This is a genomic window from Mesorhizobium sp. B2-1-1 (assembly GCF_006442975.2).
In the GTDB taxonomy this organism is placed as follows: Bacteria; Pseudomonadota; Alphaproteobacteria; order Rhizobiales; family Rhizobiaceae; genus Mesorhizobium.
The window spans coordinates 2441040-2465731 of record NZ_CP083954.1; the positions used below are offsets into that span (position 1 = coordinate 2441040).

Genomic DNA, 24692 nt, shown 5'->3' on the forward strand with positions numbered 1-24692 from the left:
CCAGAGAATATGAAGGAAACGGGTTGCCGAACCCTCCGCTAACGTGTTGACTTCCAGTAGAAGACGTCGACCCTCCGGGCCGACCATTGTCGTTATCCGCCATTAGGCTACGAAGCGGTTCGCCAAGGCGATTCGAGGCGATGGTCTAGACACTCGCCGATCGCATCGTCTGCGGATGGCAGCTTTGCGCCTCCAACCCGCCGTTTAGCTCCAAACTGCGTGAGCTAGGAAGCAGACGTTGGACTAGCCCGGCCAAAGGCCCTGAAGCCATGTGGCACCGCAGCGCCGGCAATATTCGTGAACCGAGTGCTACGTTTACCCAGCGCGCTGCTTGAGTTCAGGAAAATCTGGTCTCTGCGCCAACCTTGGCCTCAGGAACATCCCCATCTACCGCCGCCTTCTCCGCCACCAGTCAAGTATCCGCAGGCTGTGTGCGCCAGTCATACTCTTGCCGGAACCCAAGGATGTCGCGCAGCTTCCGATTTGAGATCGGTCCCTCAAATACATCCAGGGCGCGTGTGACTGGTATGTTGGGTGCGTGCTTGCTGAGAAATTCCGCCGTCGGCATCTCGGCCACGATGTTGTCGTTGACTGCGTTGAATATCTGGAACCCCAAGCCGTCCTTCTCGATGCACAGATCGACGATCTGGCCAAGATCGCGCACGTCCATGTAGGTCCAGCCGTCGCGCCGCCGTTTCGAGGCGTCGGCCAGGAATTCCGGGAAGCGGCCATAATCCCGCGGTTCGACGACTCCGCCGATCCGCAGGGCATAGACGTCGGCTCCAGTACGGGAGGCGAAAGAGCGCGCAATCTTCTCGCCCAGCACTTTGGAGAGACCATAGCTGTCGGTCGGATCGACGTCATAGTCCTCGTCCACCGGAAACGATGTGAAATCGCGGTCGCCTTCGGCAAAGCACACACCGTACACCGTTTCGCTGGAAGCAGTGACGATCTTGCGGATGCCAAGCTTGGTGGCGGCTTCGATCACATTGTAGGTCGACTGCACATTGGCGGTGAACATGGCGTTATCCGGTCGCAGGAATATCCGCGGGATCGCCGCGAAATGGACCACTGCGTCGACCGGGCCGCGGCTCCTTCCGCCGAAGTATTCGTTGAACCCGAAATGCAGCGTCAGTGCATTGTAGGTCTCGCCAGCGTCCGCAAGATTGGTGATGACGGTGTCGACGCCCTGCACATCGAGCGGCGTCAGGTCGAGATTCAGAACCTGATGCCCGCGCTCGAGCAGGTAGGGTATGACGTGACGGCCGATCTTGCCGCTGCCGCCGGTGAAGATGATCCGCTTGCCCATGGCTTCCTCACAACGGATTTGTTTGATCGAGCAGTTCAATCCGCCCGGTCCGGCCTATTCAAAGATGCCGAAGCCTGGCACGGCGTGCTTGCGGACGCCTTCCATGTCGAGCTCGACGCCGATGCCGGGCACGTCAGGCACCACGATGTGGCCGTCTTCGACGATCGACTTCGCGCCGTCCGGAAGGCGCACGTAACTGTCCCACGCCTCCCGCTCTTCAAGCGCGTGCCACTCTAGAACGAGGAAGTTCGGAACGCTGGCGCAGACATGGCATGTCGCCATCGTGCCCAGCGGCGTCGACACCAGATGCGGCGCGAACGGCACATAGTACATCTCGGCGAGATTCGCGATCTTGCGGCTTTCCGCAAGGCCGCCGCATTTCGGCACGTCAGGCATGATGACGTCGGCGCCATAGTTCTGGAACAGTTCGCGGAAGCCCCAGCGCAGGTAGAGATTTTCGCCGACGCAGATCGGCGTCTTGGTCCGCATGCGGATCTGCTTCAGGGCCTCGACATTTTCCGCCGGGATCGGCTCTTCCAGCCAGAGAAGGTTGAACCGTTCCATCTCGGCCGCTATGCGGCTGGCGCTGAGCACGTCGTAGCGCGCGTGCAGGTCGATGCAGAGATCGACGTCGGGGCCGATCGCATCGCGGACCGCTGCAACACGCTCGACCATGAAGCGCAACTCGGCGCCGTTGATGGTATGGTTCACCGCGTCGAACTTCGCCGGGTGGCGCAGATTGTCGATGTCGAATTTCAGCGCCGTGAAGCCTTCCGCCACCATGCGGCGCGCGCGTGCCGCGCATCCCTGCGGCGATCCCGATTCCTCATCGCCATCGCCGCAATCTGCATAGAGTCTTATCCGGTCGCGGAACTTGCCGCCGAACAAGCGATAAAGCGGCTGCCCGGCGGCTTTCGCCGCCACGTCCCAGAGCGCCATCTCCAGCCCGGTCAGCGCGATGAGAAAGACGCCGGCTTGCGCACCGGAAAACACATGGTCACGGCGAATCTTGTCCCAGCAATATTCGACATTGCGCGGATCCTGGCCGATCAGTTCCGACTTCAGTTCCGAAATCAGCCCGACGATTGCGGCGGCGCCTGCATCGGGATTTGCCTCGCCATAACCGGAGATGCCGGCGTCCGTATCGATGCGGATCAGGGTCGCCTTGCCGTGATAGGCGACGACCGCTGTCCTGATGTCCGTGATCTTCATCGAAACCTCCTCCCCGTGATGGCGCGCGGCGCCTACAAATGCATATGGTCCGTTAGGTCAACTTGTCCAATAAGCATACAAGATGAGAAGATGGAACGTAAACCCCCTTTGAACGATTTTGCGCGAATACACCTTGCAACGGCAGGTATCATTGAATCATTTGGGAAATTCGTGGCTCCGCGCCAAGCGCCATAAATCCGCCGGAACCTACTTGTTAGACGAGTATATAAGCGTATAAATTGGACATCAGCAGGGTGATGGCCCTGCCTGCCAATCAGGAGGAACAGGATGCAACAGCGACAGTTGGGATCGTCGCCGGTCAGGGTATCGGAGATCGGTCTAGGCACTTGGGGTATGTCCGGCGCCTTTTGGGGCGCGGCCGACGACGAGGAATCGATCCGGGTGATCCGACGCGCCGCGGAGCTTGGCATAACGCTGATCGACACGGCCGAAGCCTATGGACATGGCCATGCCGAGGAGATCGTCGGAAAGGCACTGGCTGGCCGTCGCGACAAGGCTGTTATCGCGACCAAGGTTGCGCCCAATCACCTCGAACCCGCCGCGATTGAGGCGGCGCTCGACGGTTCGCTGAAGCGGATGCAGACGGACTATGTCGATGTCTATTTTGTCCACTGGCCGAACTCGGATTTTCCGATCGGCCCGACCATGGAGATGATGGAGCGGCTGCGGTCGTCCGGGCGTATCAAGGCAGTCGGCGTCTCGAATTTCAGCACCGCCGACATGGACAGCGCCCGTCAGCATGGCGTCATCGACGTGCTCCAGCCACCCTACAACATGCTGTGGCGCGAGGTTGAGGCTGAGACGCTGCCCTATTGCCGCAAGCATAATATCGGCGTGATGCCCTATAGCGGTCTCGCCCAGGGTTTGCTTACAGGGCTGTTGTCGCCGGACACCAAATTCGTCGAAGGCGATGAGCGCCGCACCACCGTTCTGTTCCAGCCGGGCACCTACGAGCGCGCGGTTGACGCCGTCGACGCCCTGAAGCCGATTGCGGCGCGCTACGGCAAGACGGTTCCGCAGCTTGCGATCCAGTGGCTTACCAGCAGGCCGGGCGTGAGTTCGCCGCTGGTCGGCGCGCGCACGGTCAAGGAACTCGAGGAAAATGCTGAGAGCACAGGCTGGGCGATTTCCGACGCGGACATCGCTGCCATCGACAAGATTACCGGACCGGTATGGGCGGAAATCAAAGACAAGGGCGACATGTTCGGTTTTCGCGCGCGCCAGCGCCAGGAACAGCAAGCAAAAAGCGCCTGATATCGGCCGCGTCCTCCCGGCGCGCAGCGGCGCGGCCAGCCCGATTGCTGGCTGCGCCGCTCGGGAGCATCGGCTGGCGATTTCTTATGGGGGCAGGCCAACGGCCGTGGTGATCTTCAGGTGCCGGCGCATCGCCTCTTCCGCCCGTTTTGCATCACGCGCCACGAGCGCCTCGTAGATCGCTCTGTGCATCTCAGTCGCCGAGGGCAGGGCATGAGGCACCTGGTTGCTGATGCGCCTGCTTGCCATCTGCCACCACCGGGAGGAGTACATGAAGCGGTCGAGGATCCTATTCTTGGCTGCCCGGCAAATCTCCATGTGGAAATCCAGGTCGAGTTTCAGATAGGCGTCCGCATTGTCTTCGCTGGCCGACATCGCTGCCAGCAGAGTGCCAAGACGCTCGAGGTTCTCTTTGGTCATATGCTTGGCCGCGATGGCGGTGATGGCCGGTTCGATGATTATCCGCGTTGCGTGTGCTTCCGCCAAGATCTCGCGGGTCTGCTCGGGCGGCAGCCAGTCGATAAGCAATGGACTGAGATAGTCCCATTCGTCTGCGGGACGCAGCACCACGCGTCGTCCCTGCGCGATCTCGATCATGTCGAGAGACGCCAGGATCTTGAGCGCTTCCCGTGCCACCGCGCGCGAAACCCCGAACTCCTGAAGGATCTGCTGCTCCGATGGTCCCTGGCCGCCGGCGACGCCGCTGCTGGCGATGCGGCGCGCGAGCACGCCGGCCACCTGCTTGGGCAAAGTTTGAAGCTTGACCTCCATGGCATCCATCATTAACATCCACTTGTCTGATAAGCTTATAGGCTGATAGCTAGATATGCAGTCAACTTATCTCATGGTGCTCAGTAGCCTATAACTCGGCCTGCGGAAAGGGAGGATCGAACGGTGCCCGGCGGGCTCGCAAGCGTCGTTCGGGACGTAGTCCAGGCAGTCTCGCTGCGGGAGGAGCAAGCCGCCGCGGATTTGCCGGAAAGGTTGAAGTTATCGGCCGACCCTTGGATGGGCCGACCAATCAAACCAAGGAGGAGATTATGATGTCCGCAAACCTATCGAGACGCAAATTCCTGGCCGCGAGCGCGGCAGTGACGGCCGGCTCGCTAGCCGCGCCATGGATCGCCAGGGCAGACGCGAACGAGATCACCGCACTGCTGATCACCGGCGGCCCGCTCTATCCCAAATACTGGGAAAAGATCGTTCAGGATTTCACCGCCAAGACCGGTATCAAGGTTCGCTACGACTTGCTGGAATTCACCCCGCTGACCGCGAAGGTGGTCACGTTGAGCGCAGCGCGATCGAGCCAATACGACGTCTATAGCACCCATACGGCGCAGATCGATTCCTATTTCAACCATTTTGCGCCGCTGAACAGCTATTTCAGCGACAGCGAACTCGCGGAATTCTACCCGGTCGCTGTCAAGTATCTGCGCGATCCCAAGACTGGAAATCTGGCGGCCATTCCGCGCAACATGGATTCGCGCGTCCAGTACTACCGCAGCGACATCTATCAGGAAAAAGGCCTGAAGCCGGCTGAGACCTGGGAGGAGCTCGTCGACGTCGGGCTGAAACTGACCGGCAATGGCCATTATGGGCTGGTCGTGCCGGGGCAGGGCGATCCAGCACAACGCACCTTCAGCGATCTGCTCTGGCAAGCCGGCGGCGATTGGGTGGACCAGGCCAACAAGCCGGCCTTCAATTCCGAAGCCGGCATCAAGGCCCTGACCTTCTATCGCGATCTCATCCAGAAGCACAAAATCGTGCCACCCGATGCGGTCGGCTATCAGTGGAACGAGAATTCAACCGAATTCTCGTCCGGCACGGTCTATGCGAATTTCGATTGGCCGGGCGCCTTCGCGACCCTATCGAATCCGGAGACCTCACGTGTCGTCGGCAAGTGGTCGACTGCGCCCTATGTCAAGGACAAGGCCGCGATTTCATGCGCCATTTCGCATGCCATGGCGCTCAACGGACAATCCGGACGCAAGGACGCCGCCGTCGAATTCATCAAGTATACGGTCGGTCCGGAGGCGCAGCGGTTGCAGTTCGATCAATTCACCAACTTCCCCAGCAGCCAGGCGATCGCCAAGGAAGTGATATCAGCGGCAAAGGGGCCTCAGGCCGTGTGGCTGCAGCAGCTCGAGACGACGATAGCCAACGGCAAGGAATGGCCGAAGCTAGCCGGCTTCTCGAAAGTCTGCACGCTGATGTTTTCGGCCATCGAACAGGCCTTGACCGACCAGGTCTCTCCCGCGGACTCGCTCAACCAGGCGGCGACGGAGGCCGAGGAGATCATGCGTCGGGCCGGAGCTTACGATTGACGATGCCGTCCGTCGCGCAGCATACGGTGTCGGGGCGTCGGCGACGTTCCCCGCTGCCCTACACCTGGCAGAGAGGATACCTTCTGGCCAGCCCGGCGCTCCTCGTCATGCTGGCTATCCTGCTCTATCCGCTCGGATACTCTTTCACCATGAGTTTCTTCCGCTGGGATCTGAGCGGTTCGGCGCCCTTCATCGGGATGGCAAATTACACCGACGAACTCTTCGGCCGCCAGTTCAACCAGGCACTGCGAAATCAGACCATATTCAGCATCATTTCGATCACGATTGAAGTGGTGGCTGGAATGGCGATCGCCGTGCTCGTCAATGGCAAATTGCGCGGCATGCGGCTCGCGCGCACCTTGCTCCTGGTGCCTCCGATGATCGCGCCCGCAGTGGTGGGCCTGAATTTCCGGTGGCTGTTCAACACCCAGTACGGCCTGGTCGACGCGCTGTTGCGCATGTTCAACCTGCCCGACATTCCATGGCTCAACCATCCGACCTGGGCGCTCGTCTCCGTGATCGTCGCCGATGTCTGGCAGAACACGCCGTTGATGGTGCTACTGTTCCTTGCCGGCCTGCAGTCCTTGCCGCAGGAACCGCTCGAGGCGGCCACCGTGGACGGCGCGACGCCATGGCAGCGCTTCTGGCATATCGTGCTGCCGCTGATGCGTCCGATCATCATGATCGCCCTGATGCTTCGCATCATCGACACGTTCCGGACCTTCGACGTCGTCTGGCTGATGACGCAGGGCGGGCCGGGCGGCGCCACCAACCTGCTCACCGTCTATTCCTACCTGCTGGCGTTTCAGGCGGTGGATTTCGGACATGCGGCGGCCGTCTCCTACATTGCTTTGGGGATGTCGCTGTTCGTGCTCGGGCTCCTCTACGGAATACCGTGGCTGATTGCGAAACGGAGAGCGATATGAGCGAAGCCGCAATCGTTAGCGCACGTCCCAGGCCAAAGCGCCGGCGCCGTCGATTTACGGTGGGAACCGCCGGCCAGTATATGGCGCTGGCCCTGACCGTCGCGTTCACCGTCTTTCCGCTGGTATGGCTGTTCCTAACGTCGATCCGCAGTTCGGCCGACATCTTCTCGGTGCCGGTGCACATCATTCCCGAGACCGCGACGCTAACACAATACGTCTCCGTTTTCGCGGAGTACGACACGATGGACTATGTCTGGAACACCGTCATCGTCTCGGCGGCGACGGTCATCCTCGTCCATCTGCTGGCCATTCCTTGCGCCTATGCCTTGTCGCGTTTCAGGATGCCGGGCGCCATGCTGATTTTCGGGATGCTTTTGATCATGCGCATGATCCCGGTCATAGCGCTTGCCATTCCGCTCTTTGCCGTGTTTGCCGCCATGGGCATTCTCGACACCATCTGGGCGCTGATCCTGAGCCATACGGCGGCCAAACTGCCTGTCGCCATCTGGCTGCTTCTGGGCTTCATCCAGGACGTGCCGAAAGAGATCGAGGAGGCTGCCCAGTCGGACGGCGCCGGCACGGTGCGCACGCTGGTCCAGATCGTGACGCCGCTGATTGCTCCTGGTATTGGCGCCAGCGCGGTCATCACCTTCCTCTTCACCTGGAACGACCTGCTGCTTGCCCTGACCCTGACCTCCAGCAAGGCCGCGCAGACTCTGCCGGTCGGGCTCACCAACTTCGTCTCGCAATTCGGCATCGACTGGGGCGCGATGTCGGCAGCCGGCGTCCTGATGGTCATCCCGACCCTGGTGTTTGTCTGGTTTGCCCAGGGGCTGCTGGTCAAGGGTCTCACCACCGGTGCCGTCCGCGGCTGAATGGCGGACATGCACCCAGAACGCTCGACGGCTTCGACGACGGGATACGCAACTGAGTGACGATCGGTGGGGTCAGGGACCTCGCCGCGCAATCGGAGGATACGGAATGGCAGCTGATCAGATACCGGCGATATCGGACATTTCGCGGCCGCCGAGACAATTGGTCGATGCGCTTGCGGCGATCGGCTCGGCGACGCTGGCCAGCGAACTCTACCACAAGATGGGCATTCGCGACCCGCAGATACGGGGCCCGCGTCCATTGAGGCTGGGCCGCACAGCGGCGGGGCCTGCTCTCACGCTCCAGTGCATGCCGAAGCGCGAGGATCTCTACAACGAGACCGAATATGAGGAGCCGGAGCGGCAGTTACACCGTCACGTGCTCTATCCCACGCAGCCGGGCGACATGGTGGTGGTCGATGCGCGCGGCGATCTGGGAAGCGGCATCTTCGGCGAGATGATGCTGACCTATTTCGCCGGGCGCGGCGGGGCCGGCGTGGTTGTCGACGGCTGCATCCGCGATTCCGCCCAGGCGGCGGCTTTGGACATCGGCATCTGGGTGAGGGACGTCACGCCGAATTTCCACGCCCAAACCAACATCGTGCCGTTCGCCGTCAACGTTCCCATCGCCTGCTCGAACGTGCTGGTCATCCCTGGCGATATCATCGTCGCCGACGATGACGGCGTGGTCGTCGTGCCGGTCGCCCTTGCTCCAAAATTGGTCGAGCTCGCCGGCGCGCATATTGAGTGGGAAGAGTTTTCGCGCTCGCGCCTGGCGCAAGGGGGAGACCTGCGGAAATACTATCCGTTGAGCCCCGAGGGCGAGGCCGAATACCGAGCATGGCGGCATGCTCAACAAAAATGAGTGGTGCCGGACGGGAGGACAATAGGTGTCTGCAATTGAGATAGAACAGCTCGGCAAGAGCTTCGGCGCCGTGGAAGTTTTGCGCGATGTCAATATCGAGATCGCCAGCGGCGAGTTCGTGGTGCTGGTCGGTCCGTCAGGCTGCGGCAAGTCAACGCTGCTACGCATGATCGCCGGGCTGGAAGAGCAGACGACCGGCGAGATCCGCATCGGCGGGCGTGTCGTCGACGAGATGCCGGCCAAGTCGCGCGACATAGCCATGGTCTTCCAGAGCTACGCGCTCTATCCGCATATGAGCGTGGCCGACAATATGAGCTTCGCGCTTCGACTGGCGAAGGTCCCTAGGGAAGAGATTGTCTCGAGGGTCAAGGCGGCGGCCGAAATCCTTGGCCTGCAGGATCTGCTTGGCCGCATGCCGCGGCAATTGTCCGGCGGCCAGCGCCAACGTGTCGCCATGGGCCGCGCCATCGTGCGCGATCCAGCCGCTTTCCTGTTTGATGAGCCGCTTAGCAACCTCGATGCCAAGTTGCGTGTCAAGATGCGCGCCGAAATCAAGAAGCTTCACCAACGGCTCGGCCGAACAAGCATCTATGTCACGCATGACCAGACCGAGGCGATGACGCTCGCCGACCGCATCGTGGTGTTGAACAAAGGCCGGATCGAACAGATCGGCAGCCCCTCCGAGCTCTACGAGAACCCAGCCAATCTGTTCGTCGCAAGCTTTATCGGCTCGCCGGAAATGAACCTGATCGAGGGCCGCATCGACAACGGAGCATTCGTCGCCGATGACGGCTTGCGCTTACCCTTGCCGGCGGATGCTCGGATGTGCGACAGGGATGGGGTAGTTTATGGGATTCGTCCGCAGCACATTTCGGTTGGTGGCAACCACTCTCAGGCGAGGGTGCAAGTGGTCGAGCCGACCGGTGAGGCCCAGGAGCTTACATTAAGTGCAGGTGGAGTCGACCTCGTGGCCGAGGTGCGGGATCAGCCGCCCTTCAAACTTGATCAAGAGGTTGGGTTGGAGATCATGGTCTCCAAGGTGCATCTGTTCGATGCTCGTAGTGGTACCAGGATTGCTTAGGGCGCGCTGACGGGCGAAAAACAGCCCATCCCATCATGCCCTTCATCAGTTGCCACTTGCTGCGAAACCACCGGTGATCGCCGTTTGCCCATCGGCCGTCACGGCAATCGCCCGCGGCGCTCCGGCATGACCAGGGATCTCGGCACCACGCGTTGTTACGCCACAGAGGAACGGACCGCGTCAGACATAGTGCGAGCGTCGTCCTCATTGCACCCCGGGCCATTCCGTGCTCCGTTGGCGCAGCGCCGCCGTTGCGGGCACCAAGCTTGCCGGACCGGCCATATCGTCCACACCGTTCGAGGCAATCATATGACCCAGAATATGGAAACCGATCCCTTCAACGTCTCCATGCGCAAGTTCCTGAAGCAGGTCGGCGTGACTTCGCAGCAGGCAATCGAGAAAGCCGTGGCGGAGAAGGGCCTGAAAGGACAGGGCCGACTGACCGTGAGGGCCGTCATCACCTCGGAGCCGGCAGGCTTGCGCCATGTCGTGGAGGGCGAGATCGATCTTGGATGAGAGCTGCGGCTTGATCGGGGTCGGCTGCTACTTGAAGAACCGTATCTGCCCGGCGGGCGATGGATCGTATCCGCCAAGCTCGGCGGCGCGGCTGGCGAAGATTTCCTGCCCTAGCAAACGCAGGAGCGTCTGGATCCGTTGCTGGAAGTAGGTCCGCTGCCGCATCAGGAGATCGAAGCTTTCCCAGGCCAATGGAACGAAATCGAGGCCAGCGGCGCGGGCGGCCGCGCGCGTGGCAATTCCGCAATCGGCCCTACCAATGCGCACGGCAGCCGCGAGATCGGGTCCGGTCAGGCAGGGCGGCTCCAACCGGTTGACGTCGTCCTGTTTCGCGCCGGAGTCCGCCAGCAATTGCGTGAGCAGCATGTCCGCGCCTGCGCCGCGTTGACGAACCGCGATGCGTGCGCCGGTCGCAAGTACGTCGGTCAGGTTGTTGAGCGATTTTGGATTGCCTGGCGCGAGCAGCAGGCCTTGCTCGCGGCGGGCGAATCCGACCAGCACCGCATCGTAAAGCCGCGGTCTGGCCGCAATCGCGGCGACATTCGGGTCCGGGTCGGGGCTGTGGAAATGAATCGCGGCGACAGACACCTCGCCGCGCAGCAGGCGTGTCACGCCGGCTTCCGTGCCTTCCGTCAGAAAGGCCAGGCCGGAGGCTGATTGGCGGAGAGCCCATTCGAGCAGGTCGTCCTGGCTGCCACCGACGATCGGCGGCGGCTCGGATTGCGTCATTCCTGCGGGCCGGATCAACCCCGACATGACCCAACGGTCGAGTTCATGCCGAGGAAACAGCCACTTGCCCGCCACCTTGCTGCACGGGACACGCTCCTCCGCAATCAGCTCATAAAGCTTGCGCTCACCAATGCGCAGATAGTCGGCGGCTTCGGACGTCGTCAGCAAATCCATCCTGCATTGATATGCATATTCCTGTTCAGGTTCAAGGATTTGACAGTGACGGAGGAGTTGCAGGACATTGACACGGGACAGGACTGCGAGGAGCAATGTCGGAAGGGCTGGGCGCATGGCAACTGATCGCGAGCGGCGACGCCACGCTGTTTGCCATCGTGCGCCTGTCGCTCGCCGTGAGCCTTTCGGCTGTCGCGATCGCCATGATCGCCGGCCTTCCGCTGGGCGCAATTATCGCGCTGGCGCGCTTTCCCGGTCGTTCGGCGATCGTCGTGCTGCTGAACGGTTTCATGGGCCTGCCGCCGGTGGTGGTCGGGCTGACGGTCTATCTGCTGCTATCGCGATCCGGGCCGCTGGGTGAATTCGGCCTCTTGTTCACACCCGCCGCGATGGTCATCGCGCAGGCGCTACTGGTGCTGCCCATCATTGCCGCGCTGACTCGCCAAACGGTCGAGGATCTGTGGCGCGAGTACCGTGAGGAACTGACTGCGATGCAGGTCGGGCCGGCGGGCTTGGTCGCCACGCTTTTGTGGGACGGCCGCTTCAGCCTCGTCACGGCTCTGCTCGCGGGTTTCGGCAGGGCGGCGGCCGAGGTCGGCACCGTGATGATCGTCGGCGGCAACATTGATGGCTTCACCCGCACCATGACGACGGCAATCGCACTTGAAACCTCGAAGGGAAACCTGCCGCTCGCCATGGGGCTCGGCCTGATGCTGATTTTCCTCATCTTGCTGATCAACGCCGCCGCCTGGGGCGTGCGAGTTTGGTCCGAGCAACGGGCTGGCTAGGGATGCGGGCTGCTCAGAGCGATCTTCCACTTGTCCTCGATGACGTGTCGCTGGTCGCCGGTGCGACGACCATCCTGGACCGGGTGAACCTGACGATCGGGCCGCGCGCGCCGACTCTGGTCGTCGGCCCGAACGGGTCGGGCAAAACCTCCCTGCTGCGGCTCTGCATGGGGCTTGTTGCACCTTCTGCTGGAACCCTGACTTGGGGGGGACGAACGTTTTCCCCGCCGACACGGCGTGCAATCCTGTTCCAGAAGCCGGTGATGCTGCGTCGCTCGGCAGCCGCGAATGTCGCCTATGCACTGGCTCAAGCGGGCTGTCCGCGCCGGCTCCGGGCCCCGCGCGTGGAGGAACTGCTCGAGCGCGTTGGTCTTCTCGATCTCGCGACACGTCCGGCACGGCATCTCTCCGGTGGCGAGCAGCAGCGGCTGGCCCTCGCCCGCGCCCTGGCGCGCCAGCCGGAAATCCTGCTGCTCGACGAGCCGACAGCCAGCCTCGATCCGGCGGCGACGCGTTTTGTCGAGCAGATCATCATCACGGCTGCCCAATCGGGCACGAAGATCATCATGGCGTCGCACCATCTCGGTCAAGTGCGCAGAATCGCGGGAGACGTCGTTTTTCTGCTCCGAGGGCGCGTTTGCGAGCATGCCGACGCCGACGACTTCCTTGACCGCCCCGCGACCCCGCAAGCCGCTGCCTTCGTGCGCGGCGAGCTCGTGCTTTGATCAACTGGACCGAGATTGAGATGCTGACCCGCCGAATATTCTCTGCGCTTGTGGTGCTTCTGATGCTAGCAGGCGGCGCGCCTGCCCAGGACCAGTCGATCGTCGTGGCGTCGACGACCTCGACCCAGGATTCCGGCCTGTTCGATCACATCCTGCCGCTGTTCGAGAAGAAAACCGGCATCGGCGTGAAGATTGTCGCTCAGGGCACCGGTCAGGCGCTCGACACCGGTCGGCGCGGCGATGCCGACGTGGTCTTCGTCCATGCCAAGGCGCAGGAGGAGAAGTTCATCGAGGAAGGCTTCGGGGTGAAGCGCTTCGACGTGATGTACAACGACTTCGTCCTCGTTGGCCCCAAGAGCGACCCAGCGGGCGTCAGCGGGACCAAGGACATCGCAGCCGCGCTGATTGCCATCAAAGCCAAGAAGGCGGCCTTCGTGTCGCGTGGTGACAGGTCCGGCACCCATTCGGCCGAATTGGGTCTGTGGAAGACGACCGGCATCGACATCGAGGCGGCCAGGGGCCCATGGTACAAGGAGATCGGGCAGGGCATGGGGGCGGCGCTCAACGCCGCGGCAGCCATGAACGCCTATACGCTTTCCGATCGTGGCACCTGGCTGTCGTTCAAGAATCGTGGCGAGTTGGACATCGCCGTCGAGGGCGACAAGCGGCTGTTCAACCAGTATGGCGTGATGCTGGTGAATCCTCATAAGCATCCAAGCGTCAAAGTGGAGGCCGGCCAGCGCTTCATCGATTGGCTGATTTCTCCGGAAGGCCAGAAGGCGATCGGAGAGTACAAGATCGACGGCCAGCAGCTCTTCTTCCCGAACGCGCAGCGCGGGCGTTCCTGAAGCTGGTTGCAAACAGGCTCGCGTCTGCTTCAATATCGCGCCATGACGAGAACGTTTTCTTCGACGGGCCCGCTGACTCCCCTGGAAGCGGCGCTCGACGCGCTGCTCGATGGTGTAATGCCCGTCACCCCCCGCTTGGTGCCGCCTGAACAAGCCTTGGGCTATGTCGCTGCCGGGATGCCGCCTGTCGTGCCGGCTCAGCCTGTGCGAGACATCGCTGCCGTCGACGGCTGGGCGTGTCGCGCCCTCGACCTCATGGGGGCATCAGCCTATTCGCCCTTAGTTTTGCCGGTCGCGCCGATCTGGGTCGAGACGGGTGAGGCCATGCCTGAAGATCGCGACTGTGTGCTGCAGGCCGGCCTCGTCGATTGCAGTGGACCGATGATCCAAGCAGCAGCTGAAGCGGTGCCCGGTCAGGGTGTGCGCCGGGCGGGCGAGGATATGGCGGCGGCCCGCCCGCCAATGCTTGAGGGAAAGGCGATCGGCGTCGCCGACCTGCTGGTCGCCCGCAAAGTGGGACTGAGCCAGCTTGCCATACGGAGCCCGCGCGTGCGCGTGATCGATGTCGCTGCCGACAGCCACGAGACATTCTCCATGCGGCTCGTGGTCGAGAGCCTGAGTGCCTCGGGCGTTTCGATCGTCGGTATAGAGACCGTAGAGCGCGACGCGGCATCGATCATTGTCGCTCTTGACGGCGAGGCCTGCGATTTTCTGCTCCTGATCGGCGGTACTGGTGACGGCCACGCCGACGTGACCGCCGAGGCTCTGGCGCGGCGCGGGGTGTTGATTGGGCACGGCATTGCCTTACGGCCCGGAAGGACAACGGCAATAGGCCGGCTCGGCAAGACACCGGTGGTCGCATTGGCCGGATCGCCGCACCAAGCTTTCGCCGGGTTCCTTGCGCTTGTCCAGCCAGTCCTGGACCGCCTGTCGGGCAGATCTGAACGGCCCGGCATCATCTTGCCGCTCTCGCGGAAAATCTCATCCGCGGTCGGACTTTACGAGCTCGTTCTGCTCGGGAAGGAAAGGGACATGTGGACGCCGCTCGCGGTCGGCGACTTTTCGCTGGACGCGATGCGGCTTGCCGACGCCTGGCTTGCGGTCCCGGGCGATAGCGAAGGGTATGCCGCCGGTACGCCCGTCTCCGCCTTTCCGCTCCGCAACTTTTGATCGAGTGAGCCGCTATGACGAATTCTCCATCATCGGCCCGGCAGAACAGCGGGCAGGAGCAGTTCCTGACGATATTGTCGCGCGAAGCTGCGCTGGCTCGCTTCGAGGCAGCGCTGTTTCCCCGCCCGTTGCCGACCGAGACGCGGACGCTGGCCGACGCGCTCGGGCTGGTTCTTGCCGAGGACGTGGCGGCGCCGGTCGACGTGCCGCCCTTCGACCGCTCCAATGTCGATGGCTTCGCGGTACGTGCGGCCGATCTGGCTGCCGCCTCTGAAACCCGTCCCGTTCGGCTTGAGCTGAATGCGGAAGCGATTGCCTGCGGCACGGTTCCGCAACTCCCCGTTCTGACCGGAACCGCCACGCCCATCGCAACCGGCGGGCCGCTGCCGCGTGGCGCGGACGCCATCATCATGGTGGAGCATACGCATCCGGTGGGATTGAGTGCCATCGAGGTGGGGCGCGGCATCTCGCCCGGCCAGTTTGTCTCCAATGCAGGATCCGACATGGCGCGAGGAGAGGTCGTGCTGCGCACCGGAACGCAAATCGGCTCGCGCGAAATCGGCATGCTCGCCGCGTGCGGAATCGCACAAGTGGCCGTGGCGCGCAGGCCACGCGTGGCCGTGCTCTCCACTGGCGATGAACTCGTTCAGCCGGGCGAGCCGCTGCGGGCGGCCGGCATCTATGACGCCAACGGGCCGATCATCGCTGCGGCTGTCACTGAAAATGGCGGCGAAGCGCATTTTCTCGGCGCGTTCCCGGACGACGAGGCAACGCTTGAGACGGCTATGCGCGAGGCGCTCGCCGCCCACGACGTAATGATCCTGTCGGGCGGCACGTCCAAAGGGGCAGGGGATGTCACGCATCGCATTATCGGCCGACTGGGCAAACCCGGCATCATCGCCCACGGCGTGGCGCTGAAGCCCGGAAAGCCGCTTTGCCTTGCGGTGTGCGGGGGCAAGCCGGTCATCGTCCTGCCGGGATTTCCGACCTCGGCCATGTTCACCTTCCATGACATGGTGGTACCCGCCCTGCGGCGCATGGCGGGGCTGCCGCCGCGCGTCGATGCTCAGGTCACCGCAAGCCTTCCGTTGCGGGTTCCTTCAGAACTCGGACGGACCGAATTCGCGATGGTCTCCCTTGTGCAAGGGCAGGGAGGATTGACGGCCTATCCGACTGGTAAGGGCTCGGGAGCGATAACATCCTTTACCCAGGCGGATGGCTTCATCCGCATCGAGGCCCTGGCCGATCACGTGCCTGCCGGTGCCGACGTGCCGGTGACGCTGTTCACGCCGCGGGTCCGCGTTCCCGACCTCGTCGTCATCGGCAGTCATTGCGTCGGCCTCGATCTGGTCGTTGGCGAACTTTCGCGTCGCGGTATTTCGGTGCGCTCGCTGTCTGTGGGAAGCCTGGGCGGTCTTGCGGCGGCCAAGCGCGGCGAGTGCGATCTCGCTCCCATCCATCTCTTCGACCCGAAGACGCGGAACTACAACGCGCCCTTCCTCGGTGACGGTCTCGAACTCGTGCCAGGCTGGCGGCGCATGCAAGGTTTGGTGTTCCGCCGAGGGGACGAGCGCTTCGAGGGCCTCGGCGCGGAGGATGCGGTCCGTGCCGCGCTCGCCGATCCCGATTGCATGATGGTCAACCGCAACCAAGGCTCGGGAACGCGTATCCTGATCGACCAACTCCTCGGCGCGGAACGCCCGGACGGCTACTGGAACCAGCCGCGCACACACAATGCCGTGGCCGCGGCTGTGGCACAGAAGCGCGCTGACTGGGGCGTCACCATTGCGCCGGTCGCGCGTGCGGCCGGGCTCGGTCTTATCCCGTTGACCGAAGAGCACTACGACTTCGCGCTGGTTTGCGCGCGAAAGGATCGGCCCGCGGTGCACGCGTTCCTCGAAGTTCTCCAGGCCGACGAGGTGCATTCGGCGCTGGAGCGCGCGGGGTTCAGCCGGCCGGGTTAGCGTCGAGCAACGCGGCCAGCCGCTCGGCTTCGGCGAGGTCCTCGACCGTGTTGGCGTTGAAGAACGGGTCCACGGGCTCTGCCGGCCAGGATACGGTGGCAAGGCCGTAGCGGGTGGTCCACCGGTCGATCTTGCGCAGGCCCTCGTTGGTCAACGCATGCCGCAATTCGTCCCGCAGGGCGACTTTCCAGAGCCCGATGACCGGATGCGCCTGACCACCGGATGCCGCCACCGCCAAATCCGCCCCCTCGGTCATGCGCGCCCGCTGGAGGCGTGCAACGAGGTCGCGCGGCAGGAAAGGACAATCACCGGCGGCGCTGACCATCCACTCGACGTCGGGCCTGTTGTCCGCCGTCCAATCGAGCGCGGCGAGCATGCCGGCGAGCGGCCCCGGATAACCCTCGATCGTGTCGGCGACGACGGGCAGGCCAAAACGGGCGAAACGAACGGGGTCGCCATTGGCATTAAGCACGAGCCCGTCGCATTGCGGTCCCAGCCGTTCGATGACATGCTCGAGCATCGTGCGTCCGCCGATCACGCGCGTCGGCTTGTCCCCGCCGCCCATGCGCCGACCCAGACCGCCGGCGAGCACGACGCCCAGCGTCATGGGCCGCTCAGTCGTCATGCTCGGCACCCTTGCGGCGGTGGCGCGGCGCTTCCTCATCGACCGAAGCGATATCCTGGTCGAAGACGATCCGCTCCTGGCCTGAAAGTGCGGTGAAGCGCTTGCCGCGCGCCCGACCGACCAGCGTCAGCCCCACTTGGCGGGCCAGCGCCACGCCCCAGGCGGTGAAGCCGGAACGCGAAACCAGGATGGGAATGCCCATCCGAACCGTCTTGATCGTCATCTCGGAGGTCAGCCTCCCGGTCGTGTACATGATCTTATCCCCCGGATCGATGGCGTGGCGGTACATCCAGCCGGCGATCTTGTCGACAGCGTTATGGCGGCCGACGTCTTCCATATAGCAGATTGGCGTGCCCTTCCTGCAAAGGACGCAGCCATGGATGGCGCCTGCTTCCAGATAGAGCGACGGCGTGGTGTTGATTTTGTGCGTCAGCTCGTAGAGCCAGGAGGTGCGAAGCTCAGCGGGCGGGAGCGTGATGTCCTCGATCGCCTCCAGCACGTCGCCGAAGGCAGTGCCTTGGGCGCAACCCGAAGTCTGCGTTCGCTTTCTGAGCTTCTGCTCGTAGTCGGTGTTGCGCTCGGTGCGAACGACCACGACCTGGAGGTCCTCGTCATACTCGACGTCCGTCACCACATCGGTGGGCAGAAGCATGTTCTGGTTCAGCAGATAGCCGAGCGCAAGATATTCAGGGTAGTCGTTGACCGTCATCATCGTGACGATCTCCTGAGCGTTGAGATAGAGCGTCAGGGCACGTTCGATCGGTACGCGGACCTCTACCGTCGCGCCTGTTTGGTCGATGCCCGCAACCAGCTCCGTCAGCCGTTGGTCTTGCGGATCGGGTGTGATGATGGCGTGTTCCGGTTGGCGTAGCATCAAAGGCATGGCAGTCTCCTGACGTCGTATTCTGGCTCGCGCCTGCGCTAGCTTGCCGTATCTTACAGGCTGTTCAACCGAAGCTGATTAAAAAAAGCCGGATTGATGCGATTACGAAGAAGCCGACACGCTCGTAGAGTGGGAATATAAATGGCGCAAATCTCGGATGACTGCTTCGCTTTCGGCGGACAGATGCGGCCCATCGACGAGACTGCCGCGCTGATCGCCTCGAAACTCAGCGCCGTAGAGGAGGTCGAGACGGTCCCGCTCTTGCTGGCGGATGGGCGCGTCCTGGCAAAAAAGATGGTGGCATCGCTGCCGCTGCCGCCCTTCACCAATTCCGCGGTCGACGGCTACGCCGTGCGAGGGGCAGACCTGCCGCAGACTGTCGAGACGGCGTTCGCCGTTGCCGGGAGGGTTCAGGCCGGCATGGCGGCGAATGAACCTGTGCGGCCGGGCCAGACGGTACGCATCTTCACTGGCGCTCCAATGCCCGACGGGGTCGACACGGTGTTCATGCAGGAAGACGTGAGCATCGACGGCTCCGGCAGGATCCTTCTCCCGCCCGGCCTGAAAAAGGGTGCCAATGTGCGCCCTGCGGGTGAAGATGTCGCATTGGGCGAGGCCGTCCTCCCGGCGGGCCATCGGATGCGGCCGCAAGATATCGCGCTCGCCGCCGCATTGGGGTTCACGGAACTCCAGGTTAGGCGCAGGATACGCGTCGCAGTGTTCTCGACCGGGGACGAAATCGTCGCGCCGGGAGACATGCGCGGACCGGCGCAGCTTTTCGACTCCAACCGTTTCATGCTGACGGCGATGCTCGCTCGACTCTGCTGCGACATCACCGATCTCGGTATCCTCGTGGATGACAGCAGACTGATCGCTGAAAAGCTGAGCGAAGCGGCATTAAGCCATGACCTGATCCTGACTTCGGGCGGTGTGTCGACGGGCGAGGCAGATTGCGTGAAGGCCGCCGTCGAGAGTGCCGGAACCCTGGTGTTCTGGCGCGTCGCGATCAAGCCGGGCCGGCCGGTCGCCATGGGGGTGATCGATGGAACCCCGCTGATCGGACTTCCTGGCAATCCGGTGGCGAGCTTCGTCACCTTCGCGCATATTGCCCGCCCGGCAATCCTCGCCCTTGCGGGGGCCCTCCAGCAACCACCGACCCCGATCGCTATGCGGGCCGCCTTTTCCTATAGCAAAAAGCAGGGACGGCGCGAGTATGTGCGAGCAAGCGTACGCGCGGCCGCGGATGGATGCTACGAAGCGACGAAGTTTCCCAGGGAAGGCGCAGGACTGTTGTCATCCCTGGTCGCGACCGACGGTCTCGTCGAGTTGGGAGAGGAGATAGTCCGTGTCGAGCCAGGTCACACGGTCCAGTTCCTCCCCTATTCCAGTCTTATGTGAGCGCCGTCGGATCGCGTCCTCGAAACGAGAGCCGCAACCCAGGCTCGATTGACGCGGCCAGGTCCCGTCGGGCATCATGCCGACCATGATAACCACGACGAAGCTGGATCTGACCGGGCTTAAGTGCCCTTTGCCCGCGCTCAAGACCCGCAAGGCGTTGAAAGCCTTGAGGCCAGGCGAGCGGCTCGAGGTTCACTGCACGGACCCGCTGGCGGTCATCGATATCCCCAATCTGCTCAACGAGATGGGCGAGCGACTTGAAGCGACGGAGCGCGACGGCGATCGCGTCGTGTTCATGATCGAAAAGACGCAGCCCGCGACGATGTGACGAGTTGCACCCCGTCGGCGGCGGCCCCAAGATTTGCGACGCAATGCTTGCGCTAGTCGTGCAGGGGACATGTCGTGCCTCATAGTCGACATCCTGGTCCGCGGGGTATCGTTAAGAGGTAAGGGCGTTTCACTCGGGGAGGTGAGCACATGACGATCCAGGAACGACGGCCGCGTGATCGCGGACCAAAGGGCAGGCCGCTGGATGACGCTGCGCTCGCCGAGGTTCAGGCGCTCCTGGGCGCGCGCCAGCGACGGCGCGACTTGCTGATCGAATTCCTTCATCTGATCCAGGACCGATATGGCTGCCTGTCGGCGCGGCATTTGCGGGCGCTGGCGCAAGATATGCGCTTGTCGCAGGCCGAGGTCTACGAGGTGGCGACCTTCTACGACCATTTCGACGTTGTGAAGGAAGGCGAGATGCCGCCTGCGCCGTTGACAATCCGCGTGTGCGATTCAGTGAGTTGCATGCTGGCGGGCGCCGACACGCTCCTGGCTGAATTGCAAGCGGGCGCCGATCCAGCGGCGATCAGGGTCATGCGCGCGCCCTGCATGGGCCGTTGCGCTGGCGCGCCTGCCGCGCGTATCGGTGATCGCGAGGTCGACCAGGCAACCGCCGAGGGCCTGAGGCGCATGGCCGCGGCAGCGGAGACCGGTGTGAACGTGCCCGATTATGTCGGGCTGGAGGCGTATCGGCAGGCGGGCGGCTACCAGCTTTTGCAGCGGGTACGGATTGGGGCGCTGACCACGGACGAGCTCATCGCCACCGTGGGCGATGCGGGCTTGAGGGGTCTGGGCGGTGCGGGTTTTCCCGCTGGCAAGAAGTGGCAGTTCGTGCGTTCCTATCCGGGCCCGCGTCTGATGTCGATCAATGGCGACGAGGGGGAGCCCGGCACCTTCAAGGACCGCATCTATCTCGAGCGAGATCCGCACCGTGCCTTTGAGGGTGCATTGATCGCGGCGCACGCCGTCGAGGCGGAACGGATCTATCTTTACATGCGTGACGAATACCCTGCGGTGCTCGCCATTCTTCGTCAGGAGATCGCCGCACTCGAGGCCACCGGCATCGTCAAGCCGGGCTTCATCGAGCTCCGCCGCGGCGCTGGTGCGTATATCTGCGGCGAGGAGAGTGCGATGCTGGAAAGCATCGAGGGCAAGCGCGGCATGCCGCGCCACCGCCCCCCCTACATCGCCGAGGTCGGCCTGTTCGGACGACCGACGCTCAACCATAATGTCGAGACGCTCTGGTGGATCCGCGACATCGTCGAAAAGGGCGCGCAATGGTTCGCTGCGCAGGGCAGGCCCGGCCACCGTGGCATCCGCTCATGGTCCGTATCCGGCCGGGTGAAAAATCCCGGCGTCAAGCTGGCGCCGGCCGGCGTCACGGTACGCGAATTGATCGACGACTATTGCGGCGGTATGGCGGACGGTCATGAGTTCAAGGCCTATTTGCCGGGTGGCGCCTCAGGCGGCATCCTGCCAGCAGCACTGGGGGACATTCCGCTCGATTTCGGCGGCGATCTGGCCAAGCAGGGCGCCTTCGTCGGGTCCCATGCTATAGTCGTGTTCTCGCGGGCCGACAATATAAAGCAGGTCACGCTCAACCTCATGAAATTCTTCAAACATGAGAGCTGCGGGAAGTGCACGCCTTGTCGCGAGGGAACCGAAAAGTTGGTGGCTATCTTGCAGGAGCAGGGCCCGATGCCGGAAGACAAGATTCGCGACCTCGAAGCCGTGATGCGCGATTCGTCGATCTGCGGCCTGGGCCAGGCGGCGCCCAATCCGATCAACCATCTGCTGACGCATTTCCGGAGTGACCTCTGATGGCCGAGAGCGTGGTATTCACCCTCAATGGGCAAACCGTGAGCGCCGCCCCTGGCGAGACTATCTGGGATGTCGCCAAGCGCCAGGGAACAAAGATTCCGCATCTGTGCCATGTCGACATGCCGGGCTATCGTCCCGACGGCAATTGCCGCGCCTGCATGGTCGACATCGAAGGCGAGCGCGTGCTGGCTGCCTCCTGCGTTCGCCAGCCTTCCGCCGGCATGGTCGTGAAAACCGATACCGAACGCGCCCGCAAATCGCGCGAGATGGTATTCGAGCTCCTCGCAAGCAACATGCGACCGGCGAGCGACGGTCCAGACAACCAGTCGGCATTCTGGCAATGGGCCGGTTCGATGGGGATTTCGGGCAGCCGATACCGTTCCAAGTTCACCGAGGAGGGGCTAGCGCCAGAATTCGACATCACCAATCCGGCCATTGCCGTCAATCTCGACGCGTGCATCACCTGCGGCGCTTGCGTGCGCGCCTGCCGCGAGGTGCAGGTCAACGACGTGATCGGCATGGCCGAGCGCGGCAATCACTCGATTCCTGTCTTCGATATGCACGATCCGATGGGCCTGTCGACCTGCGTCACCTGTGGCGAATGCGTCCAGGCTTGCCCGACTGGTGCGCTCTACGAGAAATCGCTGATGGACGAGACCGGCAAGACGCGTGTCGTCCAGGCGTTCGACAAGGTCGTCGATACGGTTTGCCCGTTTTGCGGCGTTGGCTGCCAGACGCAGGTCGCTGTCAAGGACAATAAAATCGTCCAGGTTGACGGCCGTAACGGTCCGGCGAACGAGAACCGGCTCTGCGTCAAGGGGCGCTTTGGCTTCGACTATGTGATGTCGCCCGAACGGCTGACGAAGCCGCTGATCCGTCGCGACGACGCGCCGAAGGCCGGCGACATTGATCTGCGCAGTGTCGACCCGCTGACAGTGTTCCGCGAGGCCAGCTGGGAAGAGGCGCTGGAGCGCGCTGCCAGCGGGCTGAAACGCATCCGCGACCAGCATGGTGGCAAGGCGCTGGCTGGCTTCGGCTCGGCAAAGGGGTCGAATGAGGAGGCCTATCTCTTCCAGAAATTCGTCCGGCAGGGTTTCGGCACCAACAATATCGACCACTGCACCCGGCTCTGCCACGCCTCTTCCGTGGCCGCTCTGATGGAGGGCGTCGGCTCTGGCGCGGTCTCGGCGCCTTTCATGGACGCCATGAAGGCCGAATGCGTGATCATCATCGGGGCGCGGCCGGCGACAAACCATCCAGTGGCCGCCACCTATTTCAAGCAAGCGGCAAAGCGCGGCACCAAGCTGATCGTGATGGATCCGCGCGGCCAGGAACTGATGCGCCACGCCAGCTATGCGCTGCGCTTCAAGCCGGGCAGCGACGTGGCGATGCTCAACGCGCTGCTGCACGTCATCATAGAAGAGAGGCTCTATGACGAGCAGTACATCCAGGCCAATGTCTCCGGCTTCGAGGCATTGAAGGCCAAGGTGAAGGATTTTTCGCCCGAGGCGATGGCTCCCGTCTGCGGCATCGAGGCCGGTGTACTGCGCGAGGTGGCGCGCACCTATGCCAAGGCGGAGCGCTCGATGATTTTTTGGGGCATGGGCATTTCGCAGCACACCCACGGCACGGACAATTCGCGCTGCCTGATCGCGCTGGCGCTGATCACGGGGCATGTCGGGCGCGCCGGCACAGGCCTGCATCCGCTGCGCGGCCAGAACAATGTCCAGGGCGCCTCGGACGCGGGCCTCATCCCGATGTATTTCCCCGACTACAAATCGGTGGAGAATGCCGATATCCGCGGCCAGTACGAGAATTTCTGGGGCCAGACGCTCGACCCCAAACGCGGCTTGACCGTCGTCGAGATCGTCGACGCGATCCATGACGGCGAGATCCGGGGCATGTACATCATGGGCGAGAACCCGGCCATGTCCGATCCGGACCAGAGCCATGCGCGCGCCGCACTCGCCAAGCTAGAGCATCTGGTTGTTCAGGACATCTTCCTGACCGAAACAGCGTGGCATGCCGACGTGGTGCTCCCTGCCTCCGCGCATGCTGAGAAGCTCGGCACTTACACCAATACCAATCGGCAGGTGCAGATCGGCCGGCCGGCCGTCAACCTGCCGGGCGAGGCGCGGCAGGATCTCGATCTCATCATCGAGCTTGCCAGACGCATGGGGCTGGACTGGAACTACGGGCACGTTTCGGACGTCTTCGGCGAAATGGCGCAAGTAATGCCGTCGCTGAAGCACATTTCCTGGGAGCGCATCGAACGCGAGGAGTCCGTCGTCTATCCTGCCGATGGTCCTGATGTTCCTGGCAACGAGATCGTCTTCACCACCGGGTTTCCGACCGCGGATGGCCGCGGGCGCATCGTGCCCGCCGACCTCCTGCCTCCCGACGAGGTGCCCGACGACGAATATCCTCTGGTGCTAACCACTGGTCGCTTGCTGGAGCACTGGCACACGGGCGCCATGACGCGCCGCGCCGGGGTGCTCAACGCGATCGAGCCCTACGGCATTGCCGCGATGAATCCCTACGAGATCAAGCGCCGCGGCCTTGCGCAGGGAGACGTGATCAACGTGGAGACGCGGCGCGGCGTCGTCGAAGCCATTCTGCGGGCCGATCGAGAGGTCGCCGATGGCATGGTGTTCATGCCGTTCTGCTTTAACGAGAGCCCGGCCAACATGCTTACCAATCCTATGCTCGATCCTTACGGCAAGATCCCCGAGTTCAAATATTGTGCCGCGCGGATCGTGCCGGCATCGAGATCGGTCGAAGCTGCCGAATGACGTTTGGAAACTGCCCGCGGAGGTGGTGTTGGGCGATGGCTGACTTGAGGAAGTCCATTGTCCGA

General features: G+C 63.0%; 22 protein-coding genes. 16 read left to right on the forward strand and 6 right to left on the reverse strand.

What is annotated here, in order from left to right; translation table 11 throughout:
* Nucleotides 1–412: 412 nt before the first annotated feature.
* Entirely contained in the window at nucleotides 413–1309 is an 897-nt protein-coding gene (locus tag FJ972_RS11940) for an NAD-dependent epimerase/dehydratase family protein (protein WP_140521322.1), read from the reverse strand.
* Between the two features lie 54 nt (nucleotides 1310–1363).
* Complete coding sequence (locus FJ972_RS11945; RefSeq protein WP_140521323.1) at nucleotides 1364–2521, reverse strand: mandelate racemase/muconate lactonizing enzyme family protein; 1158 nt, start codon at nucleotides 2519–2521, stop codon at nucleotides 1364–1366.
* A 288-nt stretch (nucleotides 2522–2809) separates the two neighbouring features.
* Between FJ972_RS11945 and FJ972_RS11950 the strand changes: the two genes are divergently transcribed.
* Nucleotides 2810–3796, forward strand: a complete 987-nt coding sequence (locus FJ972_RS11950; protein WP_140521324.1) for an aldo/keto reductase — start codon at nucleotides 2810–2812, stop codon at nucleotides 3794–3796.
* Between the two features lie 84 nt (nucleotides 3797–3880).
* Here the strand turns inward: FJ972_RS11950 and FJ972_RS11955 are convergent, their stop codons facing one another.
* Nucleotides 3881–4525 carry a FadR/GntR family transcriptional regulator gene (locus FJ972_RS11955; protein WP_246674124.1) on the reverse strand — a complete coding sequence of 215 codons (645 nt, stop codon included), beginning with the start codon at nucleotides 4523–4525 and terminating at the stop codon, nucleotides 3881–3883.
* Nucleotides 4526–4836: 311 nt separating this feature from the next.
* On the opposite strand from FJ972_RS11955, the gene FJ972_RS11960 reads away from it, so the two are divergent.
* From FJ972_RS11960 to FJ972_RS11985, 6 genes are all read left to right on the forward strand, one after another.
* A complete protein-coding gene (locus FJ972_RS11960) occupies nucleotides 4837–6120 on the forward strand; it encodes an ABC transporter substrate-binding protein (protein WP_140499374.1) in 1284 nt (427 codons plus the stop codon).
* Between the two features lie 2 nt (nucleotides 6121–6122).
* Nucleotides 6123–7046, forward strand: coding sequence for a carbohydrate ABC transporter permease (locus tag FJ972_RS11965; RefSeq protein WP_224646876.1), 924 nt, complete (start codon nucleotides 6123–6125; stop codon nucleotides 7044–7046).
* A complete protein-coding gene (locus FJ972_RS11970) occupies nucleotides 7043–7921 on the forward strand; it encodes a carbohydrate ABC transporter permease (RefSeq protein WP_140499370.1) in 879 nt (292 codons plus the stop codon). Before FJ972_RS11965 ends, FJ972_RS11970 begins: the two co-directional genes overlap by 4 nt.
* Before the next feature lie 106 nt (nucleotides 7922–8027).
* Nucleotides 8028–8783 carry a ribonuclease activity regulator RraA gene (locus FJ972_RS11975; RefSeq protein ID WP_140521326.1) on the forward strand — a complete coding sequence of 252 codons (756 nt, stop codon included), beginning with the start codon at nucleotides 8028–8030 and terminating at the stop codon, nucleotides 8781–8783.
* Nucleotides 8784–8808: 25 nt separating this feature from the next.
* Nucleotides 8809–9864, forward strand: coding sequence for an ABC transporter ATP-binding protein (locus tag FJ972_RS11980; protein WP_140521327.1), 1056 nt, complete (start codon nucleotides 8809–8811; stop codon nucleotides 9862–9864).
* 309 nt (nucleotides 9865–10173) lie between these two features.
* Complete coding sequence (locus FJ972_RS11985; protein ID WP_140499366.1) at nucleotides 10174–10380, forward strand: DUF6494 family protein; 207 nt, start codon at nucleotides 10174–10176, stop codon at nucleotides 10378–10380.
* A 27-nt stretch (nucleotides 10381–10407) separates the two neighbouring features.
* Here FJ972_RS11985 and FJ972_RS11990 read toward each other — a convergent pair whose 3' ends face one another.
* Nucleotides 10408–11283, reverse strand: coding sequence for a helix-turn-helix transcriptional regulator (locus FJ972_RS11990; RefSeq protein WP_140521328.1), 876 nt, complete (start codon nucleotides 11281–11283; stop codon nucleotides 10408–10410).
* A gap of 95 nt (nucleotides 11284–11378) precedes the next feature.
* Between FJ972_RS11990 and FJ972_RS11995 the strand changes: the two genes are divergently transcribed.
* The 5 genes from FJ972_RS11995 (at nucleotide 11379) to FJ972_RS12015 (ending at nucleotide 16778) form a co-directional block, all read left to right on the forward strand.
* Nucleotides 11379–12071, forward strand: a complete 693-nt coding sequence (locus FJ972_RS11995) for an ABC transporter permease (protein ID WP_140521329.1) — start codon at nucleotides 11379–11381, stop codon at nucleotides 12069–12071.
* 2 nt (nucleotides 12072–12073) lie between these two features.
* The gene (locus tag FJ972_RS12000; protein ID WP_140521330.1) at nucleotides 12074–12796 is read left to right on the forward strand and encodes an ATP-binding cassette domain-containing protein; all 723 of its coding nucleotides are present in this window, start codon (nucleotides 12074–12076) and stop codon (nucleotides 12794–12796) included.
* A gap of 20 nt (nucleotides 12797–12816) precedes the next feature.
* Nucleotides 12817–13644, forward strand: coding sequence for an extracellular solute-binding protein (locus FJ972_RS12005; protein ID WP_140521331.1), 828 nt, complete (start codon nucleotides 12817–12819; stop codon nucleotides 13642–13644).
* 117 nt (nucleotides 13645–13761) lie between these two features.
* Nucleotides 13762–14814, forward strand: coding sequence for a molybdopterin-binding protein (locus tag FJ972_RS12010; RefSeq protein WP_319023029.1), 1053 nt, complete (start codon nucleotides 13762–13764; stop codon nucleotides 14812–14814).
* Nucleotides 14815–14828: 14 nt separating this feature from the next.
* Nucleotides 14829–16778 carry a molybdopterin biosynthesis protein gene (locus FJ972_RS12015; RefSeq protein ID WP_140521333.1) on the forward strand — a complete coding sequence of 650 codons (1950 nt, stop codon included), beginning with the start codon at nucleotides 14829–14831 and terminating at the stop codon, nucleotides 16776–16778.
* Here FJ972_RS12015 and mobA read toward each other — a convergent pair.
* Entirely contained in the window at nucleotides 16762–17403 is a 642-nt protein-coding gene (gene mobA / locus FJ972_RS12020) for a molybdenum cofactor guanylyltransferase MobA (protein WP_181165257.1), read from the reverse strand. The genes FJ972_RS12015 and mobA overlap by 17 nt on opposite strands.
* On the reverse strand, nucleotides 17393–18277 hold the full coding sequence (locus FJ972_RS12025; protein WP_140521577.1) for a formate dehydrogenase accessory sulfurtransferase FdhD: 885 nt from the start codon (nucleotides 18275–18277) through the stop codon (nucleotides 17393–17395). Before FJ972_RS12025 ends, mobA begins: the two co-directional genes overlap by 11 nt.
* A 150-nt stretch (nucleotides 18278–18427) precedes the next feature.
* Here FJ972_RS12025 and glp point away from each other — a divergent pair, with 150 nt between their 5' ends.
* The 4 genes from glp (at nucleotide 18428) to fdhF (ending at nucleotide 24627) form a co-directional block, all read left to right on the forward strand.
* A complete protein-coding gene (gene glp, locus FJ972_RS12030) occupies nucleotides 18428–19684 on the forward strand; it encodes a gephyrin-like molybdotransferase Glp (protein WP_140521334.1) in 1257 nt (418 codons plus the stop codon).
* A 76-nt stretch (nucleotides 19685–19760) separates the two neighbouring features.
* Entirely contained in the window at nucleotides 19761–20012 is a 252-nt protein-coding gene (locus FJ972_RS12035; RefSeq protein WP_224618804.1) for a sulfurtransferase TusA family protein, read from the forward strand.
* 149 nt (nucleotides 20013–20161) lie between these two features.
* On the forward strand, nucleotides 20162–21835 hold the full coding sequence (locus FJ972_RS12040) for an NAD(P)H-dependent oxidoreductase subunit E (protein ID WP_140521335.1): 1674 nt from the start codon (nucleotides 20162–20164) through the stop codon (nucleotides 21833–21835).
* On the forward strand, nucleotides 21835–24627 hold the full coding sequence (fdhF, locus tag FJ972_RS12045; RefSeq protein ID WP_140521336.1) for a formate dehydrogenase subunit alpha: 2793 nt from the start codon (nucleotides 21835–21837) through the stop codon (nucleotides 24625–24627). The genes FJ972_RS12040 and fdhF overlap by 1 nt, the downstream gene beginning before the upstream one ends.
* The last annotated feature ends 65 nt before the right edge of the window (nucleotides 24628–24692 follow it).